The sequence below is a fragment of the Leeuwenhoekiella palythoae genome (genome assembly GCF_020310025.1).
In the GTDB taxonomy this organism is placed as follows: Bacteria; Bacteroidota; Bacteroidia; order Flavobacteriales; family Flavobacteriaceae; genus Leeuwenhoekiella; species Leeuwenhoekiella palythoae.
The window spans coordinates 2,306,762-2,329,230 of the sequence record NZ_CP084318.1 but is presented as its reverse complement, the minus strand read 5'-3'; the positions used below and the strand labels follow the sequence as shown (position 1 = coordinate 2,329,230).

Sequence of the window (22,469 nt, the reverse complement as noted above, 5' to 3'; positions counted from 1 at the left end):
TTGCGGCACTAGATCCTAAGTCTGGTATATCTTGCACCAATGAAACACAAATTAACTCATTTTCAATGATTTAAGTGTTTTTTCATTTTATTTAAAGTCATATAATATCAGTTAATATCAACATTTGTTGTACCTATGTTGTACCCAAAAGTTCTAATAAAGTCGTATCTTTCAAGTGAATTTTTGACAAAATGTTGTACCTGATTTGACTTTCGTACTCAAAACAGGTTTACAATGTCAACAAGTGCAAAAATAATTCTTCGCAAAAAGCCCAACGCAAAGGGATTATACCCACTTGCTGTAAGGATAACCAAAGACCGCCGTTCCACCTACAAACATATAGGTCACTATATTGAGTTAGAAGATTGGGACACAAAAAATCTCAAGGTAAAGAAATCTCATCCAAATGCTGAAAGTTTAAACAATCTTTTGACTTCAAAACTTTCGGAAGCGAGAAAAGGTTTGATTGTTTTACAGACCAATAATAAAGATGCAACCGCACGTCAGATTAAAAAGGAAATATACAAGCCAACTTCCAAGCTCACTTTCTTCGATTTTGCGGACGAACATCTTGAAGCTCTTGAAGCGGAAAAGAAAATTAATCGTCATTCTACGGATTCTGCTTGGCTCAGTTATATTGAGAAGTACTGTAAAGCTCGTCATTTAACTTTTCAAGAAGTAGATGAACGCTTCCTCAAAAAGTTCAAAATCTATCTAAAAGGGACTTGCTCTATTTCCGAAACATCCGCAATGAATGTAATGGTCTTAATACGATTACTGTTTAATCGTGCTATCAAGGATAAGGTAGTAAGTAAAGAGCTATATCCGTTCGGTACAGGTAAATTCAAAATTAAGTTTCCAGAAACTACCAAGACAGGACTAACAGGAAAAGAAATACAAGCCCTCGAAAATGTTTCTGAACTTTCCGATATGGAAAAGCACTCGTTAAATGCTTGGCTGTTTAGCTTCTATTTTGCTGGAATGCGCGTGTCCGATGTGCTATTTACAAGGTGGTCCCAGATATATGATGGCAGACTGCATTATAGAATGGGAAAGAATTCAAAATTGCTATCCTTGAAGATTCCTGAAAAAGTAGAAAAAATCTTGGTTCAATATGTTTCAGACAGAAGAAATGATGATGATTTTGTATTTCCTGAAATGAAGAAAGCCGATTTAACCGATGCTAAGGATATCTACAGAAAAAAGAAAGTCGCAAATAAAAAGTTCAACGATCATTTAAAGAAAATTGCTAAGAGAGCTGGCATACAGAAAAAGGTTACAATGCATATTGCCCGTCATTCCTTTGGCAATATTGCCGCGGACAATATTCATCCTCTAATGCTTCAAAAGTTATATCGTCATACTGACCTTAAAACTACTATTAACTATCAAGCCAATTTCATCCACAAAGATGCAGATGATGCTTTGGACAGCGTTGTCAATTTTTAGGCAAATTGTTTACCAGCTGTGAACATCTTCCATAATAATTTTAACATTTTAGAATTTCATTCCTCTACCTTTACAAGCTAAACTTTTTGCGTATGGTTTTAAAGGTCAAATGGATAGATTTCAAAAGTCAAATCGACGAATACATAATTGAGGGTGAAGCTCTTGTCGAAAAATATAAGTCTTCAAGATCTGAAAATGATTTAGAAAGCCTAAAGGAAGAAAAGCAATGTTGGGAAAGCGAAGTAATTGACTACGTAAAAACTTCTTTTGAACCTGAACACACAAACTTTAGATATGAATTCAAAGCCCAAAGAGGTTTTAATACTGGCTTCAAATTAGGTGTTGACCAAAGAATTAAAAACATAATTCAAGCCCTAAAGGATGAAATCAATGGTCTTGACTACTACTTGAAAATGCTATTCATTTCCGATGCAATAATAAGAGCTGAAGAAATTAATTTAGAAGAACGCAAGAATCTTGACACCGAAGGTAGGCTCGACCTCATTCTTAGCAAACTCTATGAGCTTTATGATGACAGATTATATCATTCTATCAAATGGATTCTGGAAGGCAATGGTATAAAGTTGAACAATCGCGGGGAAGATTGGGATTACGCCAAAATGTTAGAAAACAGAGGACTTGTCGATACTCTTACAACCAAAGATACGGGTGCTCGATTAACTCTTGAAGGGAAGTATGCCATAGAGCAGGCAAGAAAAGCGCAAGTAACAGACTACTCAAAAATTAGTAGTTCTGATGAAGAGTTAAAAGCACTTATTGAGGGTGTCCTAAAAGAAGTCGAAAAATTGGGAATTGGTCAGCAAATCATATTTGATGAATTTGATGAGCTACGAGATGATATCCCCAAGCTAAGTAAGAAATCTTTCGGGCAATTGTTAAAGTCAAAACTCGGGGATTTAATTGCTGCAAAGGCTTTAGACAAAACACTTGCCAGCGAGATATTCAAGCAATTTACCGACCAAATATTGCCTTTTTAATCTATGAATATACTGGCGAGACTTAAAAAAACAATTAAGGCCTTCTTTCAAAAAGAACCACCGCCTGAATACGAGGTTACACAATTTGTTATTTCAGATAGACAACCTATTACAGGTGCATCAAAAATTTCATTTTTTGTGAATAATCCTCAGCCTGGTGCAAGCGTGACCAGAACCTTTGAAAATGAAGACGATGTTATTAATTGGTTAATGAGCAATGCCGACTTTAAACATATACTTTTCAAAAATCTATTTTCATCATCCTCTGTCATCCATCATTGTGGCGTGAAAGAACCAATAACAGAACCTAAAAAGAAACCTGGCGACATTGACATCCTTCTTTACAAAGAAGGCAATGAAAGCAATGCAGTTGGCATAGAATGTAAAATAGTAAAATCAGAATCCTTAGAAAATCAACCGCCAAAAATCAACAAGATTACAAGCGTTCAGAAAAAAGGGACAAAGCAAGCAGATGGTTACATAAACATAGGTTTTAGTAGGGTCTTTCTTATGGTCATATTGCTGGACGATGGCAGACACTATAAAAATCCAAATTTCGTCTTTAGAACAACACCAACTGAAGAATTGAAAGAACTGTATGGTTTCGACTGGAACACAAAAATGAATACGGAAGTTGGAATAATCTATGCCTATGTCAATCAACTTACATCAAACCATATTAACCAGACGAAAGGTCTGGGTTTAAGGATTGAACGAGAAGCCAAAGAAAGAATTCAATGTGATGGTTTAACTGAGAAAATTAAAAATCTTAATTACTAAGTATTAGTTGAAGAAAGTAGGAATTTGCAGAATCTGCGGTAAGTATGCAAAATTGACGTTCGAGCACGTTCCGCCACAAAGTGCCTTCAATTCTAACCCTGTATTCTTTCAAAAGTCCGTCCATCTTCACGACAAAAAAAGTTTTCTATACGGTAAAAAAATTCGAAGTAATCAAGGTGCAGGTGGATATTACTTATGCAAATCTTGTAACAATCTCACAGGTAGTTACTATGGGGACAGCTACAAGAAATTCGCCTATATGGGAATGATGGCGCTGACACATAGAATTTGGGCATCAAAAGATATTACTTTTGAATATGCCTTACAGCCACTAAACATTCTCAAACAGATTTTAGCAATGTTTATGGCGATAGATACAAGCGACCAACTTTTAAATTTAGAAGGGCTTGCGGATTTTATTTTGGATAAGGATTCAAGGGCGCTTCCAGATAGCTTGAGAGTATTTGTTTACCACACCATTACAAAACAAGTTAGAAATGGCTGGGGAATGGCAAGAACCGAAAAAGGGTTTCATCATCTTGGTGAAATTACCTTCCCACCATTTGGTGTTGTTTATGCTTTAGATTCTGAACCCACACGAAACGATTTTTACGAAATAACAGATTTCAAAAATTTTAATTTTAATCAAACCGTTCAAGCGAGATTATCAATTCCTTTTCTTACACCTAAAACATATATTCCTGGACTGTACAATTAAATATTTAAGATATGGCAAAAAACGAACCCATCAAACAACACTACATACCACGTTCCTACCTAAAAAATTTTGGTGTCAAAGCCAAAAAGGGCAACTATTTAGTAGATGCTTATAGACTTGAAGACGATTTGCTACTTGAAAAGATTAGCACGAAAAGTATCTGTTTCAAAAAAAATCTTTACACAATTCCGAATGCTGAAGTTGATAGAAAATACGATTTAGAACACCATTACGCCGAACACGTAGATTCAGAATTTCCCAAAATATATAGACTACTTGTTGATGAAAGTGTGAAAATATTGACCCCTGAGCAAAAGAAACAGGTATTATACGTATGTCTATCTCTTTACTTTAGAACACCAAGATTTCTTAATCATCAAAATGCCTTTACTGACCAAATTTTAGATAGAATGCTACTGTATGCAGACGAAAATGGCGAGGTGAAATTTACGTTTGAAGAAGAAAGACACGAGTTCAATATAAAGGATATAGATAAAGTTAGACAAGAATTCAAAGAGCGAAACAGAATTAAATTCTTGGTGCAGCACTTAGAGAAATGGAAAGAGTTTGTGGACTTTAAATATGATTGCACGATAAATGTCCATCGAATTAATGATAAAGATGCACCATTGATTACCTGCGATAATCCAGTATCTATGCGTGGTATAAAATCAACGCGATTCGAAGGCCTTTTCAATCCTGACTCAGTAATAACTTTACCGTTAGATACTCAATATTATTTGGAAATCTTTCCGAACAGCATTGCTGATGGTCAAACCATAATTCATAGAATGGTCCACGATAGGGATTATGTTTTTACGACCAATGCTATTATTCAGAGTAATGCTGAAAAACTGATAATTGGAAAACCAGGAACAATAGAAAAACATTTCGAAATTCAATCAAGTTATGAAGAATCTCAAAATGGCGAACAATTTGTTGAAAAGGCAAAATTCAAGTTAGAGGAACTTCAAAAGTTTCATCAACTTTGTGAAAAGACAGGATTAACTTCAACTGAAACAATTGGTCAGCTTAAAAAGATGCTTAACCATAAATATTTCAAAGATGAAGACCAACTCATCAAGATGAAAAGACTTTTGATTACAACTGGATATTGGAAATAAATGCTTCTGTGAAGCTTTTGAGCAAAATTAAATTTCTGTTAATCCCAATAATAACTGTTAAATTTTTGTAATTTTGCAACAATGAAACAAGTTTCCCATAAAATATTATCCATTTTGATGGCCTTTGTAGTGATGTTCTCTACAATGTCATTTACTGTGGATATGCATTATTGTGGGGACAATTTGGTCGATTTCAATTTATTCTCAAAAGCTGAAGGTTGTGGAATGGAAAAAGCACAACCAGTTAAAAGTTGTGAGAATCCTAAAATGACTGAGAAATCTTGTTGTTCTGACGAGCAAATTGTTAAGGAAGGCAAAGACGACCTTAAAATATCTTTTGACACGCTTTCTTTTGAGCAGCAAACGTTCATCGCTGCTTTTACATATTCTTATATAAACCTATTTGAAGGAACCGAATCTGAAGAAGTTCCTTTTGAAGATTACCCGCGACCCTTTGTCAAACGGGATGTGCAAGTGCTGCACCAGACTTTCTTAATTTGATTTGTTAGATTTTTTGAATGAAGCCCAACAGCTATGCTGTAGTGGGCTAAAACTCGTGTTTGCCATTTTTTGCAATACGCAATTCCAAAACTCTAATAATCAAATGCTATGCTGAATAAGAGCATTAAATTTCTCATAGAAAACAAACTTGTTGCCGTTCTACTACTCGCCCTATTTGTGGGTTGGGGCATCGTCCACGCACCCTTTAATTGGGAAACAGGCTTTTTGCCCACAGACCCAGTTGCCGTTGATGCCATACCTGATATTGGCGAGAACCAACAAATTGTTTTTACCAAGTGGCAAGGTCGCTCGCCACAGGATATTGAAGACCAAATCACATATCCGCTTACCACTTCCCTTCTTGGTATTCCAGGCGTAAAAACTATTCGTAGTTCTTCGATGTTTGGATTTTCCAGCATCTACATCATTTTTGAAGAAGACATCGAGTTCTATTGGTCGCGCAGTCGCATACTGGAAAAACTGAACTCACTTCCTGCAAACCTTTTGCCCGATGGTGTCAATCCATCTCTTGGGCCAGATGCCACAGGTCTGGGACAGATTTTTTGGTACACGCTGGAAGGTCGTGATAAAGACGGCAACGTAACTGGCGGATGGGATTTACAGGAATTGCGTAGCATACAGGATTATTATGTGAAGTACGGATTATCATCTGCAAGTGGTGTTTCTGAAGTAGCTTCCATTGGTGGCTATGTTCAGGAATACCAAGTGGACATTGACCCAGAAAAAATGCGCCAGTACAATGTGAGTATGGGCGATGTGGTTAAAGCCGTCAAACAGAGCAATCAAGATATAGGGGCACAGACTCTCGAAATCAATCAAGCCGAATACCTCGTACGCGGATTGGGTTACGTCAAGTCCATAGCAGATATTGAAAATGCAGTTGTAGATTCTGAAAATTTCACTTCCATCCGCATCAAAGATGTGGCTAACGTCCATTTGGGGCCTGCTACCAGACGTGGTATTCTCGATAAGGAAGGGGCCGAAGTCGTAGGTGGTGTCGTAGTCGCTCGCTACGGTGCAAATCCGTTGGAAGTTATCAATAATGTCAAGGCGCAAATTGCCGAAATAAGCTCTGGACTTCCCACAAAAACTTTATCAGATGGTCGCATTTCGCAAGTTACCATTGTACCATTTTATGACCGGACAGAACTCATACAAGAAACGCTGGGAACGCTCAATGAAGCACTCACTTTGGAAATCCTAATTACCATTTTGGTCATTATTATAATGGTTTTCAATCTGCGTGCATCCATCCTTATTTCAGGGTTGTTACCCGTAGCCGTTTTGATGGTTTTCATCACGATGAAGCTCTTTAATGTAGATGCAAATATCGTCGCACTTTCAGGTATTGCCATTGCCATCGGTACAATGGTGGACGTGGGCGTGATACTCGCCGAAAATATGATACGGCACTTGGAAGATGAAAAGTTACGCCTTAATGAAAACGGTAAAGAATACACCACAAACGAAATCATCTACAACGCAACTGCCGAAGTTTCCGGCGCTATCCTTACGGCAGTTTTAACGACCATAATCAGTTTCCTACCAGTATTCACAATGATAGGTGCTGAAGGTAAACTATTCCGCCCGCTCGCCTTTACTAAAACAATGGCACTCACGGCATCGCTCATTATTGCGCTGTTTCTCATTCCACCCATTGCGGCATTCCTTTTCCGTAAGACGAATTTGCGTGAACGGACACAGTACGTCATCAATGGCGCACTTGTTTTATTGGGAATTCTCGCCATCGTTTACGGCTTTTGGTTAGGACTAATTCTAATCGCCTTTGCCATCACATCATTTTTAAAGATGCGCGGTACGCTTTCGCAAAAGCGCAAAAACCTGCTTGACATCATCATTTCATCTATTGCTATCGTAGTTTTATTAGCAGAATACTGGCGACCATTAGGCTTTGACCGAAGCATTGTTATGAATCTGATATTTGTTTCCATCATCTGTTTTGGACTGCTCGGTGTGTTCTCGATTTTTAGGATATACTATGCGCGTATTTTGCGATGGGCACTTCAGAACCGATATCTGTTCTTAATCATTCCGGCTACGGTGCTCACGTTGGGCATCATCATTATGCGCAACACAGGTAAGGAATTTATGCCAGCACTCAATGAAGGTTCATTCTTATTGATGCCCACATCCTTACCGCACGCAGGCGTTGAAGAAAACAAACGTGTATTGCAACAGCTGGATATGGCGGTGGCAAGCATCCCAGAGATTGAAACTGTGGTGGGAAAAGCTGGAAGAACGGAAAGCGCACTCGACCCAGCACCACTTTCAATGTATGAGAATGTCATTCAGTATAAATCTGAATATATGCGCAATGCATCTGGCCAACGACAACGCTATAAAGTCAATGATGATGGATTGTTTGTACTGAAGAACGACAAATTCATTATCAATCCGAACAACGAGATAGATGAAGATGCCAACTATGACGAAATATCGCTAAAAACTACTGCCACACGCGAAGACTTGATTGAAGATGAAGATGGCGAGTACTACCGAAATTGGCGACCAGACATCGAGAGTCCAGATGATATTTGGAACGAGATAGTTCGAGTAACCAAACTACCAGGCGTGACATCTGCACCCAAGTTGCAACCCATCGAAACACGTTTGGTAATGCTACAAACGGGAATGCGTGCGCCTATGGGCATCAAGGTAAAAGGTCCGGATTTAAAGTCCATAGAAAATTTTGGACTGCAACTGGAAGACATCTTGAAACAAGCCGAAGGCGTTAAAGAACAAGCTGTCTTTGCAGACCGTATCGTGGGCAAACCCTACTTGCTCATCGATATTAAGCGAGACCAATTGGCTCGATATGGCATATCCATTATGGACGTGCAGGAAATCCTTCAAGTGGCCGTGGGCGGTATGCCACTAACGCAAACCGTGGAAGGTCGTGAGCGTTATGCCGTTCGGGTTCGCTATCCACGAGAATTGCGGGCAAATCCAGACGACTTGCATAATATCTATGTTCCTGTTGAAAAAGGAAGTCCCGTACCGCTGGGCGAATTGGTTGAAATTCGATACGAGCAAGGACCACAGGTCATTAAGAGTGAAGATACTTTTCTAATTGGCTATGTGCTGTTTGATAAACTCGATGGCTTTGCCGAAGTAGATGTGGTGGAAAATGCCCAAGCCTTAATTCAAGAAAATATTGATAACGGTTCGCTGGTCGTACCACAAGGCGTGAGCTATCGCTTTACGGGAACCTATGAAAATCAGTTACGAGCAGAAAAAACGCTATCGGTTGTCGTACCGCTTTGTTTGCTGGTTATTTTCTTGATTTTGTATTTCCAATTCAGGTCGGTTTCCACATCGCTTATGGTGTTTACCGCAATCGCCGTGGCCTTTGCTGGTGGCTTTATAATGATATGGCTATACGGACAAGATTGGTTTTTCAATTTCGGCTTTTTTGGCGAAAATCTGCGGGATTTGTTCAATATGAAAACCATCAATTTAAGTGTAGCCGTTTGGGTAGGTTTTATCGCCCTATTTGGTATTGCAACAGATGATGGTGTGGTAATGGCCACCTATTTAGACCAATCTTTCAAAAGCAACGAACCAGACAATAAAAAAAGTATAAGGCTCGCCACTTTGGAAGCCGCAGGTAAACGTATTCGTCCGTGTTTGATGACTACCGTAACAACGGTGCTGGCACTACTTCCCGTACTCACATCCACAGGCAAGGGAAGCGATATAATGATACCGATGGCGATACCCATTTTTGGCGGAATGATAATCGACGTTACGTCTTATTTCCTATTACCAGTTTTATACAGCTGGAAAAAGGAATACCAACTTAAAAAAGCAAACAGATGAAAAAATTAAAATATATACTCGTGTTTTTGTTTGTTTCCGCTTTCGCGAAAGCGCAACAACTACAATCCTACATCCAAGAAGCTGAAGCGAACAATCCAGAAATTCAAGCTTTTGAACTGCGCTATAATATCGCCGAAGAAAAGGTAAACGAAGCCAACTGGATTCCCAATACCGAAGTAAGTGCCGGCTACTTTGTGAGCGAGCCAGAAACCAGAGTGGGCGCACAACGTGCACGGATAGGTGTAAAACAGATGTTGCCGTGGTTTGGTACTATTACAGCTCGTGAAAATTATGCCACCGCAATGGCAGATGCCGAATATGTGGACATCACGATTGCAAAGCGCAAGCTCGCACTTTCGGTCGCACAATCCTATTATAGCCTGTATTCTATACGTGCCAAGCAAGCTGTGCTGGATGAAAATATACAGCTTCTGGAAACCTACAAGCAACTTGCACTCACATCTGTAGAAGTGGGCAAAGCGAGTGCCGTAGATGTATTGCGACTTCAGATTAGACAAAATGAATTACAACAACAAAAGGAAGTGCTGGAAGAAGAATTTACAGCAGAACAAACGGCTTTCAACAATTTGCTCAACCGCGAATCAATGATGACGGTTGACGTCGTTTCAGAAATGGAAATCCCGCAGGAAGACCCATTTTATTCTAATGATGCGCTATCACTCAATCCTGAACTGCTCAAATATGACAAACTCTATGAATCGGTAGCACAATCCGAACTGCTCAACCAGCGTGAGAGTTTGCCTATGATTGGTTTTGGTTTGGATTACTTGCCCGTGACTGAACGCAATGATGTCAACTTCAGCGATAACGGGAAAGATGTATTGATGCCAATGGTGTCGATTTCAATCCCCATTTTCAACAACCGTTACAAATCCATTTCAAAGCAAAACGAACTGCGACAGCAAGAAATAGAAACCCAACGGGAACAGCGATTGAATGTGCTGGAATCCGCTTTCGCGAAAGCACAATCACAACGCAACCAAGCTCGCATTGCTTACTACACACAAGAACGCAATCTAAAACAAGCCCAAGATGCCGAAGAAATTCTGGTAAAAAATTATGAAACTGGCACTATCGATTTTAACGATGTGCTGGACATTCAGGAATTGCAGTTGAAGTTTCAGATGAATCAAATCGAGTCGGTGCAAATGTACTATGTACAATCGGCCATTATTAACTATTTAATCAACTAATTATGGTCAAGGATTTTTACATAAAGAATATGGTATGTGATAGATGCATCAAGGTTTTAAGGGATGTACTGGATAAACAAACTATCGAATTGTTACAAATCGAATTGGGTCGTTTGCGCCTAAACATCGAGAGCGATGATGAAATCGAAAAATTGAAAACTTTACTTGAAAGTAATGGATTTTCCCTAATTGGCAGTACCGAAGAAAAACTCACAGAGCAGGTTAAGGTAGAACTGATTAAAGCATTACAAAAATTGCCTTTGGAACTCGATAAGAAATTATCCGCTCACTTAGCCGATGCATTGGGTCACGAGTATTCTAAAATCAGTAAGGTCTTTTCAATTACCGAAGGCATTACCATTGAGAAGTACTTCATCAAATTGAAAATAGAAAAGGTAAAGGAACTGGTACAGGCCAAGGAACTCAACTTTACAGAAATGGCACAGCTGCTGGATTATAGCCATATCAACCATTTGAGTGGCCAGTTCAAAAGCGAAACGGGAATGAGCCTAACAGCTTATAAATCCCAACAGAAAAATTTTAGGAATACATTGGACAAAATTATGTAGATAACAACCAAAATTATGACACAAGCTGTTGATTTACAGCGGTAATTTTATCCAAATAAAATTAAGAACTATGAAATATAAAATCACATTACTTCTAACAATGCTTATCACTTTTGGTGCAAAAGCCCAATTGGTAGCGAATGAAACTGAAGAAAATGTTGACAACTGGCCAGAACGGATTTATGACCTAACCATAGATTATGAAACCGTAAACTTTACGGGGAAGGATGTGCAGGCAATGACCATAAACGGTGGAATACCTGGTCCCAATCTTGAGTTTAATGAAGGTGAGTTTGCCATTATCAACGTTACCAATAAAATGGATGTGGAAACATCTGTCCATTGGCACGGGATGATATTACCTAATTTCCACGATGGCGTACCGTATTTGACCACACCACCTATCCGTCCAGGGGAAACCTTTCAATACAAGTTTGCATTGAAACAATCTGGAACCTATTGGTATCATTCCCATACTGGGTTACAGGAACAACGTGGGGTGTATGGTTCATTACAGATAAATCCAAAGGAAACCGATTTAGAATATGACAAAGATTTGGTCTTAGTGCTTTCGGATTGGGTAGATGAAAATCCACAATCTCAACTTAAAAATTTGAAGCGTGGCAATGAGTGGTATTTAATTAAAAAAGGTCAGGTTCAAAGTCTGGATAAATTAATTGCCCAAGGCGCAGTAGGTGCCAAGTTAAAGATGGCGTGGCAACGTATGCCAGATATGGCTATTTCAGATAATTATTTTGACAAGTTTTTTATCAATGGTGGTACTTCACAGGAATATCCAGATTTTCAGCCCGGCGAGCGCGTGAGGCTTCGATTTGTAAACGCAGCCGCAGCGTCTTATTTCTGGCTCACATTTGGTGGCGAAGACCCAATGCTCGTATCTGCCGATGGACTTGATGTGGTTCCAGTAGAACATAACAAAACTTTGATTGGCGTTGCCGAAACCTATGATTTTATAGTGACGATTCCAGAAAGTGGAAAACTTCAAGTAAGAGCTACGGCACAGGATGGTTCTGGCGAAGCTTCGGCATTTATAGGAACTGGAAATGTACTGGAAGCACCTGTAGTTCCAGAACCTAATCTTATAAAGAATATGAAGCAAATGATGTCTATGGGTATGAAGATGGGCGCACCTGCTTCAAAATTTAATCCTTCAAAAAACGATTCCATTCAAGTAATGGAAAAGTACAAAATGGATATGGGCGGAATGCAGATGAATAGTATATCTATGATGGATGATAATATGAAAAAGGGTGAAATGGAAATGGATTCTACCAAGATGGCTCACAATAAAATGGACCATTCAAAAATGGATATGAAGAATGATAAAATGAAAATGTCCAAGTCAGAAATGAAGATGAACAAAGGCAAGGCCAATATGAAAATGGATGGCGGTATGGATATGGGCGAAATGAAAATGGGATATATGGTGCCAAAAGATAAAGTGGTAGGCGATAATATGAAAACGGGTGGTAATCCCGAGTTCAATTACAACTACTTAAGGGCTAAAGAACCTACCGAATTTGAAAACGATAAGCCCGTAAAGGAAATGCTTTTCAACCTTACAGGAAATATGAACCGCTACGTCTGGTCTATCAACGGTGTGCCCCTTTCAGAAACAGATAAGATAAAAATCGAGCAAGGCGAAGTCGTGCGTATCACACTTAACAATCTCACGATGATGCACCACCCTATGCACTTGCACGGCCACTTCTTTAGAGTATTGAACGAGAACGGTGAGTATTCACCACTAAAGCATACTGTTAACGTGGCACCAATGCAAAAAGTCGTATTTGAGTTTGCCGCTGATGAAACTGGTGATTGGTTTTTCCATTGTCACATCCTTTATCATATGATGAGCGGTATGGCAAGGGTTTTCAGTTACGATACACCTCGTGACGAACGATTAGAAGGCTACCCACTTACTAACCTTACCAACGAAGCAGACCACATATTCACTTGGGGCGAAATCACGGCTGCAAGTCATATGACCGAGCTTTACGCTACTGCAACAAATATCAGAAATCAATTTGCGCTAAGGGGCGAATATGGATGGAACAAAAATCTGGAAGCCGAGTTTACCTACGAGCGCTATCTCAATGATTACTTCCGAGTTTTTGGTGGTGTAAATGTAGAGAATGAAGGTGAGGACAGCCTTGAAGAAATAAACACAACCGCCATTGCTGGTGTACGATGGTTAATGCCATTGCTCATTAATTCAGATTTCAGGATTGACAGCAAACTGCGTCCACAGATAAGTTTTAGTACGGGCTTTATGATTTTTCCCCACCTTGGAATTTATGGCGAGTATGAATACCAGATGGACTTTGGCTGGGACGGCAAGTTGCCCGAAGGTCAAGATTTTGAAGAAGAAACCACTTGGCAAGTTGGACTTGAATACGTATTGAGCCGTGACTTCTCGTTAATGGGAAGCTATGATAACCGTTTTGGCGCTGGTGGTGGACTCTCATTAAGATTTTAGAACAAATATTAACTTAAATAAATAACAAAAATGAAAACACTAAAAACAACTTTAATGGCAAGCGCAATGTTACTTACTGCGTTCACATCAATTTCCTGCAAAGAAGGAAACAAAAATGAACCTGCTGCACCTATGAGCAACGAGATGCACCAAGAATCTATGGATGACAAAGACGATATGGCAATGAATGAAAACCAAGGTGCAAAAGCAGTCCTACAAGACTATTTTAAACTAAAAGATGCACTTGTCGAAACGAATAATGACAAAGCAAAACAATTGGGCGCCACGCTGGCAAGCACTTTGGGCAGTTTTGATGCATCCAGCTATTCAGATAGTGAGCAACAGGAACTCAAGGATATTATCGAAGATGCAACAGAGCACGCAGAGCATATTTCAGAAAGTGATATGGCACACCAACGTGAGCATTTCAAAATATTGACCAAGGACGTGACCGATATGGTGGCCATTACTGGCACAGAAATGAATGTTTACGAACAATATTGTCCTATGTACGATAACAATAAAGGTGGTGCGTGGTTGAGTATGAACGAAGAAATAAGAAACCCTTATTTCGGTGACAAAATGTTGAAATGCGGTAAAGTACAGCGTGAAATCAACTAATTGAAGTTTATAAAAATCATAGCGTGGCTTGCCCTTGTGGCATTGATAGTGATTCAGTTCTTTCCAATAACCCTGAACGAGAGCGATACTGTACCGCAAAGTGATTTTATGAAAGTAAATCAAGTACCTGCAACGATTAAAAATCGGTTGCAGGTTTCTTGCTATGATTGCCATAGTAATAATACAAATTATCCGTGGTATAGTAAGAAACAGCCTGCGGCTTGGTATCTGGACGACCACATACAAGAAGGTAAGGACGAACTTAATTTTAATGAATGGGCAACATATTCAGACCGTCGAAAGAACAGTAAACTTCGGTCTATCATAAGCCAAATTGAAGAAGATAAAATGCCTTTGGATTCTTATATACTCATTCACAGGGATGCAATTCTTTCAGATGAAGATAAGAGGATGATAATAGATTATATGACAGCGTTAAAAGACAGTTTGGAATAAAGTCCTGGTATGGGAAGGGAAAATTGATGGTTGGTTAGTTAGTAGCCCTTCCCTTGTCAGGCACAATAAAACAAAGACGTATGAACGATTTTCTAAAACAATGGGGCGAAGCGGCCTATACGACCACCGGATTTTTTTGGATGGCGCTATGGGCATTCATATTGGGTTACATCATCAGTAGTATGATACAAGTTTTTGTAACCGAAAAACGGATGCAGAAAACAATGGGCGAGAACGAGAAGAAAAGTGTACTTCTTGGGACATTTTTTGGTTTTATAAGCAGTTCGTGCAGCTTTGCCGCACTTGCTTCTACCAAGTCCATTTTTAAGAAAGGTGCAAGCTTTGTGTCTTCGGTCGCATTCTTGCTTGCGTCAACAAATTTGGTCATTGAATTGGGTATTCTTATTTCCATCTTTTTGGGATGGCAGTTTGTTGTTGGGGAATATGCGGGCGGCATTCTTTTAATTCTTATTTCTTGGGTTCTCATAAGAATTATCAATCCTAAAAAACTCATCGAAAAGGCACGGAAAAATCTTGAGGGGCAGGATGATGATGAAATGGATGATTCCAAAGACTGGAAAAAACAGATTCAACAGGAAGATAGCTGGGCAAGGGTCGCCAAGAAATATAAAATGGAATGGCAGATGGTTTGGAAGGACGTTACGGTAGGTTTTACCATTGCCGGTATTGTTGCAGCCTTTGTACCCGATTCATTTTTCCAAACGTTGTTTATCAATAGTGGTCAGGGCAATACAGACTTTACATTCCTTGAAATATTGGAACATATTGTTGTGGGGCCGGTTGCTGCATTCTTGACTTTTATCGGTTCTATGGGGAACATACCCTTAGCAGCTCTGCTGTTTGGTAAAGGCGTAAGTTTTGCGGGTGTGATGGCATTTATCTTTAGTGATTTGGTGGTCTTTCCCGTACTACGGATTAACGCCAAATATTACGGATGGAAAATGTCGTTTTTCATTTTGTTCCTACTCTTTACAGCTCTAATTGGAACATCCTTGGCGTTGCACTATTCATTCGATTTGTTGGGTATGTTACCAGACCCTTCGCAGGTCAAGATTCAGGATAAAGACCATTTCAAGATTGACTACACATTCTATCTAAATATCGCCTTTCTCGCAATATCAGGATACCTGATTTACTTAGGGTTTTTCAAGCGTAAAGACGTTGAACATTCAATGAGCGAAATGGCACCCAAAAGCCCATTACTGGAAACGATATTAAAATATGCAGCCTTTATTTGCTATGTATGGCTTGCGGGTGGACTGATAGTAAAATTTTTAATCTAACAAAATGCAAGTTATAGCATTAGGTATAGTAACAGCCCTCGTAATTATCGCCTCGATTGAAGCCTTAAAACTCAATCGGCGCACAATGGGTGCTTTGATTTTAACGGGCATTGCGTTCATATTTGTCGGATTCGTTCCTACCGAATATCCAGAGATAGTATTTGAAGGCTTACACGCTGTCGCCTTCTTGCTCATAGCCTATTATGGACTAACAAATGACAAAAATTTAATATGGATTGGCCTCGTGCTTCACGCACTTTGGGATGCAGGACATCTTTATTTCAAAGCAGATTTTTTACCGCACGGATATGAGGTATACTGCATTGAAGTAGACTTGATTCTGGCACTATACTTTTATTTAAGAATGAACAAATAAGATTAGCAATGAAAGTAAGACTTAAAAATATGGTTTGCGAAAGGTGCAAGACCGTTCTGGGACAGGAATTAAAAAAGGCCGGTATTAATATTCTATCTATTGAGTTAGGGGAATTAATTATTATGGACGAAGCTTCGGTTAGTCGAAGCATTTTAAAGGAAATCGCTGAGCGTAACGGTTTTGAAATTATTGATAGCAAAGACACGGTTTTAGTAGAAAACGTGAAGTCCATTCTCATAAGAAAGATTGAAGCCTTGCACGAATTTCAAGAAAATATCTCGGTATTTCTTTCTAAAGAGCTGAATACAGATTATTCGATAATCAGTAAATGCTTTAAGGCTTCGACGGGAATAACGATTGAAAAATATCTCATTCGCTTGAAAGTTGAAAAGGCAAAAGAACTTTTACAAATGCATAGTATGACCTTTTCTGAGATAGCCTACTCGCTGGATTATAGTGGTGGAAGTCATTTGGCAAAGCAGTTCAAAAATAGTACTGGGATGTCTATGACCGAGTATAAAAGATTACAAAAGTGGAATAGAAAAACCTTGGACAAAATTGTATAAGCTTCAACCCGAATTGTTAAAGCCTGCGAAATAACGGCTTCATATTTTGTCTGGTCTAACAATAAATAGTTTTAAAAATGAAACATACATATCAAATAGAAGGAATGACCTGTAAAGGTTGTCTAAGAAACGTTAAGTCTGCTTTGAGCGAAGTTAAGGATGTCATCGATGTAGATATTGATTTGGAAGCGTCAACTGCAACCATAGAAATGCAAAATCATATCCCGATAGACAAATTTGAAGAGGCGGTACAGCAAAAGAAAAGTAAATATCATATACATCCCATCAAACCAGATGGCATAAAAACACGCACCTATCCCATAAACGGAATGACTTGTGACGGTTGTAGGTCTCACGTTGAAGAAACCCTATCAAAAGTGGATGGTGTTATAGAAGTTTCTGTGAACCTGGAAAAAGCGGAAGCTGTCATTGATATGAAATCAGATATACAAATAGAGAAATTTCAGGACATCCTCGAAAAAGATGGTGGTACATATAGTATTTACAAATCAGGTCAGCGTCCCGAAACATCTGAAAGAAAAAAGCAGAAACCCAAAGGCAAAGGAACGGGAACGTTTTACTGTCCGATGCATTGCGAGGGCGACAAGACCTATGACAAACCAGGCGACTGTCCTGTTTGCGGAATGGATTTAGTTGAAGAAGTTAATCTAAAGGCTACTTCCAACACCCAATATACCTGCCCGATGCATCCCGAAATCGTAAAAGACGAACCGGGAAGCTGTCCAATCTGTGGGATGGATTTAGTGCCTATGGAACCCGACCTTTCCGCAGAGGAAAAGACCTATAAAAAACTACTGAATAAGTTCTGGATAGCGGTCGCCTTCACATTGCCCATTTTTATCATTGCAATGTCTGAAATGCTGCCCAACAATCCCTTATATGATGTTCTGGAATTAAAATATTGGAATTGGATTCAATTTGCGCTTTCTATTCCTGTGGTATTCTACGCCACTTGGATGTTCTTTGAGCGCGCCTACCGTAGTATAAAGACTTGGAACCTCAATATGTTTACGCTTATCGGTATCGGTGCAGGCGTTGCTTGGCTGTTTAGCGTGTTCGGGATGCTCGTGCCAGATTTTTTCCCTGACCAATTTAAGACCGAAGCAGGTACAGTTCACGTTTATTTTGAAGCGGCAACCGTCATTCTAACTTTGGTGCTACTTGGGCAGGTTCTGGAAGCTCGTGCGCATAGCAAGACCAATTCCGCAGTCAAGGAACTTTTAAAGCTTGCGCCGAATAAGGCCATCAAGGTTGTCAACGGGGAAGAACAGGAAGTGGCTATCGATGAAATTGAATTGGGTGATATTCTGCGTGTAAAGCCGGGCGATAAGATTCCTGTGGATGGCGTGATTACCGAAGGCGAAACTTCCATCGATGAATCGATGATTACGGGCGAACCCATTCCCGTTAACAAATCTACCGATGATAGAGTAAGTAGTGGCACAATCAATGGCAATCAGTCCTTTTTGATGAAGGCGGAAAAGGTAGGGTCTGACACATTGCTTTCACAGATTATACAGATGGTCAACGATGCCAGTCGTAGCCGTGCACCCATCCAAAAGTTGGCCGATACCGTTTCGGGATATTTCGTGCCAGTCGTAGTCATTATCGCTGCTGTGACCTTCGGCGTTTGGGCAATTTGGGGCCCAGAACCAGCCTATGTATATGCCCTGGTCAATGCCATTGCCGTATTGATTATCGCCTGTCCGTGTGCTTTGGGGCTTGCGACACCAATGTCCGTTATGGTCGGTGTTGGTAAAGGCGCACAAAATGGGGTGCTTATCAAAAATGCCGAAGCCCTTGAAAAAATGGATAAGGTAGATACGCTAATTGTAGACAAAACAGGAACGATAACCGAAGGCAAACCAACGGTCGAGAAGGTAGGTTCTTTTGATAGTGAAATAACTGAAAACGAAGTACTACATTTTGTTGTTTCCCTTAACAGTCAAAGTGAACATCCGCTGGCAGAAGCCACCGTAAAATATGGAAAAGAACAAAACGCAGAGTTTTTAAAAGCAGATGGATTCAACGCAGTTACTGGAAAAGGTGTTGAAGGTAAAGTGAACGGAAAAGAAGTGGCCTTGGGCAACGCCAAAATGATGGAACAGGCAAATGCCACGCTTACCGAAGCTATGGAAAATGAGGCACAATCCTATCAAAAACAAGGGAAAACGGTTTCCTATCTCGCTGTTGAAGGTCAAGTTGCCGGCTACGTCGTTATCGGCGACAAAATCAAGGAAACGAGTGCAAAAGCTATCAAGGATTTGCAGAATAAGGGAATTGCGGTCATTATGCTTACTGGTGATAATCACGACACCGCCCAAGCTGTCGCAGATGAGCTTAACCTTGCCGATTTTCAAGCAAGTATGCTACCAGAAAACAAATTGCAGGAAGTCGAGAAATTACAAGAGCAAGGCAAGGTGGTTGCAATGGCAGGCGATGGTATCAATGATGCACCTGCACTCGCTAAAAGTGATGTAGGTATCGCAATGGGAACAGGTACGGATGTTGCCATTGAAAGTGCAGCCATTACCTTGGTGAAAGGCGATTTACACGGTATCGTAAAGGCAAGAAATCTAAGTGATGCAGTAATGCGCAATATCAAACAAAACCTCTTTTTTGCAATGATTTATAACACGCTGGGTATCCCTATTGCAGCAGGACTACTGTATCCGTTTTTTGGAATACTCTTATCGCCAATGATTGCGGCTTTGGCGATGAGCTTCAGTTCAGTCTCGGTAATTGCCAACTCATTACGTTTAAAAAGTAAAAACATATAATCTAACTAATTGAATACTTATGAAATATAAAATTTTGATAATCCTATTGGTAGTTGCTTTCATCGGCTGTAAAAATGAGGAAAAGAATAATACCAAAATAGAGACAGAACACAATCATACCCAAAGTGAACCTAAATCTGAGAACAAAAAAACCCTAAGCCCACATACATCGGCAATGGCGATGATAGGTGATGCTCATATTCACATAGATTATTCATCGCCAGGCGTAAGGGATAGAATTATTTTCGGTGGATTGTTGGCTTACGACCAAGTCTGGCAGGCTGGTGCCCATATGGCTACTTGGCTTGAAACAAACAAGGATATACAAATTGACGGTAAAGAATTAAAAGCTGGGAAATATGGATTTTTTGTAATTCCGAATCAAGAAGAATGGACTGTCATTTTCAACAATAATTGGAACCAACACGGTAAGGACGACTATGATGAAAATGATGATGTATTACGATTTAAAGTAACACCTAAAATTTCCGAAGAAATCAAGGAACATTTAGAATATAGTGTAAACAAAACATCTGAGAATTCTGGAACAATCTCAATGAGTTGGGAAAAAGTCACGATTGAATTTCCTTTTGAGATAAAGTAAAATGGTGAACAGAAATACAGCGAAATGGATTAGAAAAGCACACCGCTATTTGGGTATCTTTTTAGGTATTCAGTTTCTGATGTGGACGATTAGTGGGATGTTTTTCAGCTGGACGGACATTGACGAGATACACGGTAACCATTTTAAGAAATCGGCACCTGTGCAGACCTCTTTTAATGATTTGCTCGGCACATCCCAACTGGCTACTAAAGAATCCGTACAATCCTTGGAACTACTGGAAATAGCAAATGAACCTTACTATTGGATTAATGAAGCACAGCTTTACAATGCAAGAACGGGACAAATGAAAAATGGAATTTCTAAAGACGAGGCACAACAAGTTGCAAATAGGTATATTTTGAACGATTTAGAAATAGTAAAAATTCAATTAGTCGATTCTGTTGGGCCACATCACGAATATCGCGATCGCCCACTTCCAGCTTATGAAATCTCGTATGAGACACCACAAAATTTAAAAGCCTATGTGGCGGTTGAGAATGGCGCTTTTCAAACGGTGAGACACAGGGATTGGCGCTGGTTTGATTTTCTATGGATGACCCATACAATGGATTATCAGGGAAGGGATAATTTCAACACGTTGTTGTTAAGGGCATTTTCACTTTTGGGATTGATAACTGTCTTAAGCGGTTTTGTTTTGTGGTATATCAGTTCCCCATCAATCAGAAAACTAAAAAAGAAAATTAAATAATTAGTAACAAATAAAACCAAAAATTATGAATTCAAATGAACACACAAATTCAGGAAAATCAAAAAATCATTACACACGTTTTGTAGCAATGCTCGCTTGCTCTTTTGTAGCAATGTACATTACGATGTATTTAAACACCTATGAATGGGACCACGTATGGTTTAGCCTAACGAGATTTTATATGGTCTGTCTTGGTATTGCTGCAATGGCCATCATTATGTTTGTGGCAATGCGTGGAATGTATCAAAACAAAAAGAAGAATATCGCCATAGTCTTGGGAAGTATCGTTCTCTTTGTAGGTGCATTAGGACTGGTACGCGACCAAAAATCCACCGTGGGCGATGTTCTCTGGATGAAAGCAATGATACCACACCATTCCATCGCCATTTTAACGAGTGAACGAGCAGATATCGAAGACCCAGAAGTTAAAGAATTGGCTGAAGAAATCATAAAAGCACAACGAAGAGAAATTGCTGAAATGAAAGCGATGATTGAGCGTTTAGAAAACGAGTAAAACAAAGTGGATAAATCAATATTCAAAATATCAAAAATGGATTGTCCTTCTGAGGAATCTATGATTCGAATGAAGTTGGATTCAGTTGGTCGAATTTCAAAATTGGATTTCGATATTCCAAACAGAAAACTAACGGTTTTACATAATGGCAACTTGGAAGAAATTCAGAAAGCCATTGCAGACCTGAAGTTTAATGAAGAATTGATTTCTTCAGAACCAACCGATGAAGTAATTGCGGAAGAAGCAAGCAACCAGAGTAGGTTACTATGGTCAGTTTTGATTATCAATTTTATTTTTTTTGTCATTGAAATGACTACAGGATTGATTTCAAAATCAATGGGCCTCGTTGCAGACAGTCTTGATATGCTGGCAGATTCATTTGTATATGGTTTAAGTCTTTTTGCAGTAGGCGGTTCCCAACTACTTAAAAAAAGAATAGCGACAACTGCCGGTTATTTTCAGATACTTCTTGCGGTTATAGGAATTGTAGAAATAGTGAGAAGGTTTATAAATCCAACAGAAGTTCCGGATTTTAAAACAATGATTATAGTCTCAATATTGGCACTATTGGCCAACGGGCTATGTCTATTTCTTCTTCAAAAATCTAAAAGTAAAGAAGCCCATATGCAGGCCAGTATGATTTTCACATCAAATGATGTCATTATTAATTCTGGGGTTATTGTTGCTGGGCTTTTGGTACTATGGACTGGCTCACGATTGCCTGATTTGATTGTAGGCGCAATCGTTTTTATAGTAGTTGTCCGTGGCGCTCTTAATATTTTGAAATTAGGAAAATAAAATTAT

The 22,469-nt window shown here is 39.3% G+C and carries 20 protein-coding genes; all 20 read left to right on the top strand.

The window, feature by feature from the left end; translation table 11 throughout:
* Window positions 1–234 precede the first annotated feature (234 nt).
* Complete coding sequence (locus LDL79_RS09975) at window positions 235–1,449, top strand: site-specific integrase (protein ID WP_225597600.1); 1,215 nt, start codon at window positions 235–237, stop codon at window positions 1,447–1,449.
* A 92-nt stretch (window positions 1,450–1,541) separates the two neighbouring features.
* Window positions 1,542–2,447: a hypothetical protein gene (locus tag LDL79_RS09970; RefSeq protein WP_225597599.1), complete on the top strand. Its 906-nt coding sequence runs from the start codon at window positions 1,542–1,544 to the stop codon at window positions 2,445–2,447.
* 3 nt (window positions 2,448–2,450) lie between these two features.
* Complete coding sequence (locus tag LDL79_RS09965) at window positions 2,451–3,227, top strand: hypothetical protein (RefSeq protein WP_225597598.1); 777 nt, start codon at window positions 2,451–2,453, stop codon at window positions 3,225–3,227.
* A gap of 7 nt (window positions 3,228–3,234) precedes the next feature.
* On the top strand, window positions 3,235–3,945 hold the full coding sequence (locus LDL79_RS09960; protein WP_225597597.1) for an HNH endonuclease: 711 nt from the start codon (window positions 3,235–3,237) through the stop codon (window positions 3,943–3,945).
* Window positions 3,946–3,956: 11 nt separating this feature from the next.
* A complete protein-coding gene (locus LDL79_RS09955) occupies window positions 3,957–5,069 on the top strand; it encodes a DUF4238 domain-containing protein (RefSeq protein WP_225597596.1) in 1,113 nt (370 codons plus the stop codon).
* A gap of 81 nt (window positions 5,070–5,150) precedes the next feature.
* Window positions 5,151–5,570: an HYC_CC_PP family protein gene (locus LDL79_RS09950; RefSeq protein WP_225597595.1), complete on the top strand. Its 420-nt coding sequence runs from the start codon at window positions 5,151–5,153 to the stop codon at window positions 5,568–5,570.
* A 108-nt stretch (window positions 5,571–5,678) separates the two neighbouring features.
* A complete protein-coding gene (locus tag LDL79_RS09945) occupies window positions 5,679–9,431 on the top strand; it encodes an efflux RND transporter permease subunit (RefSeq protein ID WP_225597594.1) in 3,753 nt (1,250 codons plus the stop codon).
* Window positions 9,428–10,645, top strand: coding sequence for a TolC family protein (locus LDL79_RS09940; RefSeq protein ID WP_225597593.1), 1,218 nt, complete (start codon window positions 9,428–9,430; stop codon window positions 10,643–10,645). The genes LDL79_RS09945 and LDL79_RS09940 overlap by 4 nt, the downstream gene beginning before the upstream one ends.
* A gap of 2 nt (window positions 10,646–10,647) precedes the next feature.
* On the top strand, window positions 10,648–11,214 hold the full coding sequence (locus tag LDL79_RS09935; RefSeq protein ID WP_225597592.1) for a helix-turn-helix domain-containing protein: 567 nt from the start codon (window positions 10,648–10,650) through the stop codon (window positions 11,212–11,214).
* 70 nt (window positions 11,215–11,284) lie between these two features.
* A complete protein-coding gene (locus LDL79_RS09930) occupies window positions 11,285–13,714 on the top strand; it encodes a multicopper oxidase domain-containing protein (RefSeq protein WP_225597591.1) in 2,430 nt (809 codons plus the stop codon).
* Between the two features lie 30 nt (window positions 13,715–13,744).
* Complete coding sequence (locus tag LDL79_RS09925) at window positions 13,745–14,335, top strand: DUF3347 domain-containing protein (RefSeq protein ID WP_225597590.1); 591 nt, start codon at window positions 13,745–13,747, stop codon at window positions 14,333–14,335.
* On the top strand, window positions 14,336–14,791 hold the full coding sequence (locus LDL79_RS09920) for a heme-binding domain-containing protein (protein WP_225597589.1): 456 nt from the start codon (window positions 14,336–14,338) through the stop codon (window positions 14,789–14,791).
* Window positions 14,792–14,871: 80 nt separating this feature from the next.
* The gene (locus LDL79_RS09915) at window positions 14,872–16,095 is read left to right on the top strand and encodes a permease (RefSeq protein WP_225597588.1); all 1,224 of its coding nucleotides are present in this window, start codon (window positions 14,872–14,874) and stop codon (window positions 16,093–16,095) included.
* A 4-nt stretch (window positions 16,096–16,099) separates the two neighbouring features.
* Window positions 16,100–16,471, top strand: coding sequence for a DUF6010 family protein (locus tag LDL79_RS09910; protein WP_225597587.1), 372 nt, complete (start codon window positions 16,100–16,102; stop codon window positions 16,469–16,471).
* Window positions 16,472–16,479: 8 nt separating this feature from the next.
* Window positions 16,480–17,037, top strand: coding sequence for a helix-turn-helix domain-containing protein (locus LDL79_RS09905; RefSeq protein WP_225597586.1), 558 nt, complete (start codon window positions 16,480–16,482; stop codon window positions 17,035–17,037).
* 77 nt (window positions 17,038–17,114) lie between these two features.
* Window positions 17,115–19,838, top strand: a complete 2,724-nt coding sequence (locus tag LDL79_RS09900) for a heavy metal translocating P-type ATPase (protein WP_225597585.1) — start codon at window positions 17,115–17,117, stop codon at window positions 19,836–19,838.
* A 19-nt stretch (window positions 19,839–19,857) separates the two neighbouring features.
* Window positions 19,858–20,442 carry a DUF2911 domain-containing protein gene (locus tag LDL79_RS09895; protein WP_225597584.1) on the top strand — a complete coding sequence of 195 codons (585 nt, stop codon included), beginning with the start codon at window positions 19,858–19,860 and terminating at the stop codon, window positions 20,440–20,442.
* A gap of 1 nt (window position 20,443) precedes the next feature.
* The gene (locus LDL79_RS09890; RefSeq protein ID WP_225597583.1) at window positions 20,444–21,151 is read left to right on the top strand and encodes a PepSY domain-containing protein; all 708 of its coding nucleotides are present in this window, start codon (window positions 20,444–20,446) and stop codon (window positions 21,149–21,151) included.
* A gap of 25 nt (window positions 21,152–21,176) precedes the next feature.
* Complete coding sequence (locus LDL79_RS09885) at window positions 21,177–21,665, top strand: DUF305 domain-containing protein (protein WP_225597582.1); 489 nt, start codon at window positions 21,177–21,179, stop codon at window positions 21,663–21,665.
* A 6-nt stretch (window positions 21,666–21,671) separates the two neighbouring features.
* The gene (locus LDL79_RS09880) at window positions 21,672–22,463 is read left to right on the top strand and encodes a cation diffusion facilitator family transporter (RefSeq protein ID WP_225597581.1); all 792 of its coding nucleotides are present in this window, start codon (window positions 21,672–21,674) and stop codon (window positions 22,461–22,463) included.
* The last annotated feature ends 6 nt before the right edge of the window (window positions 22,464–22,469 follow it).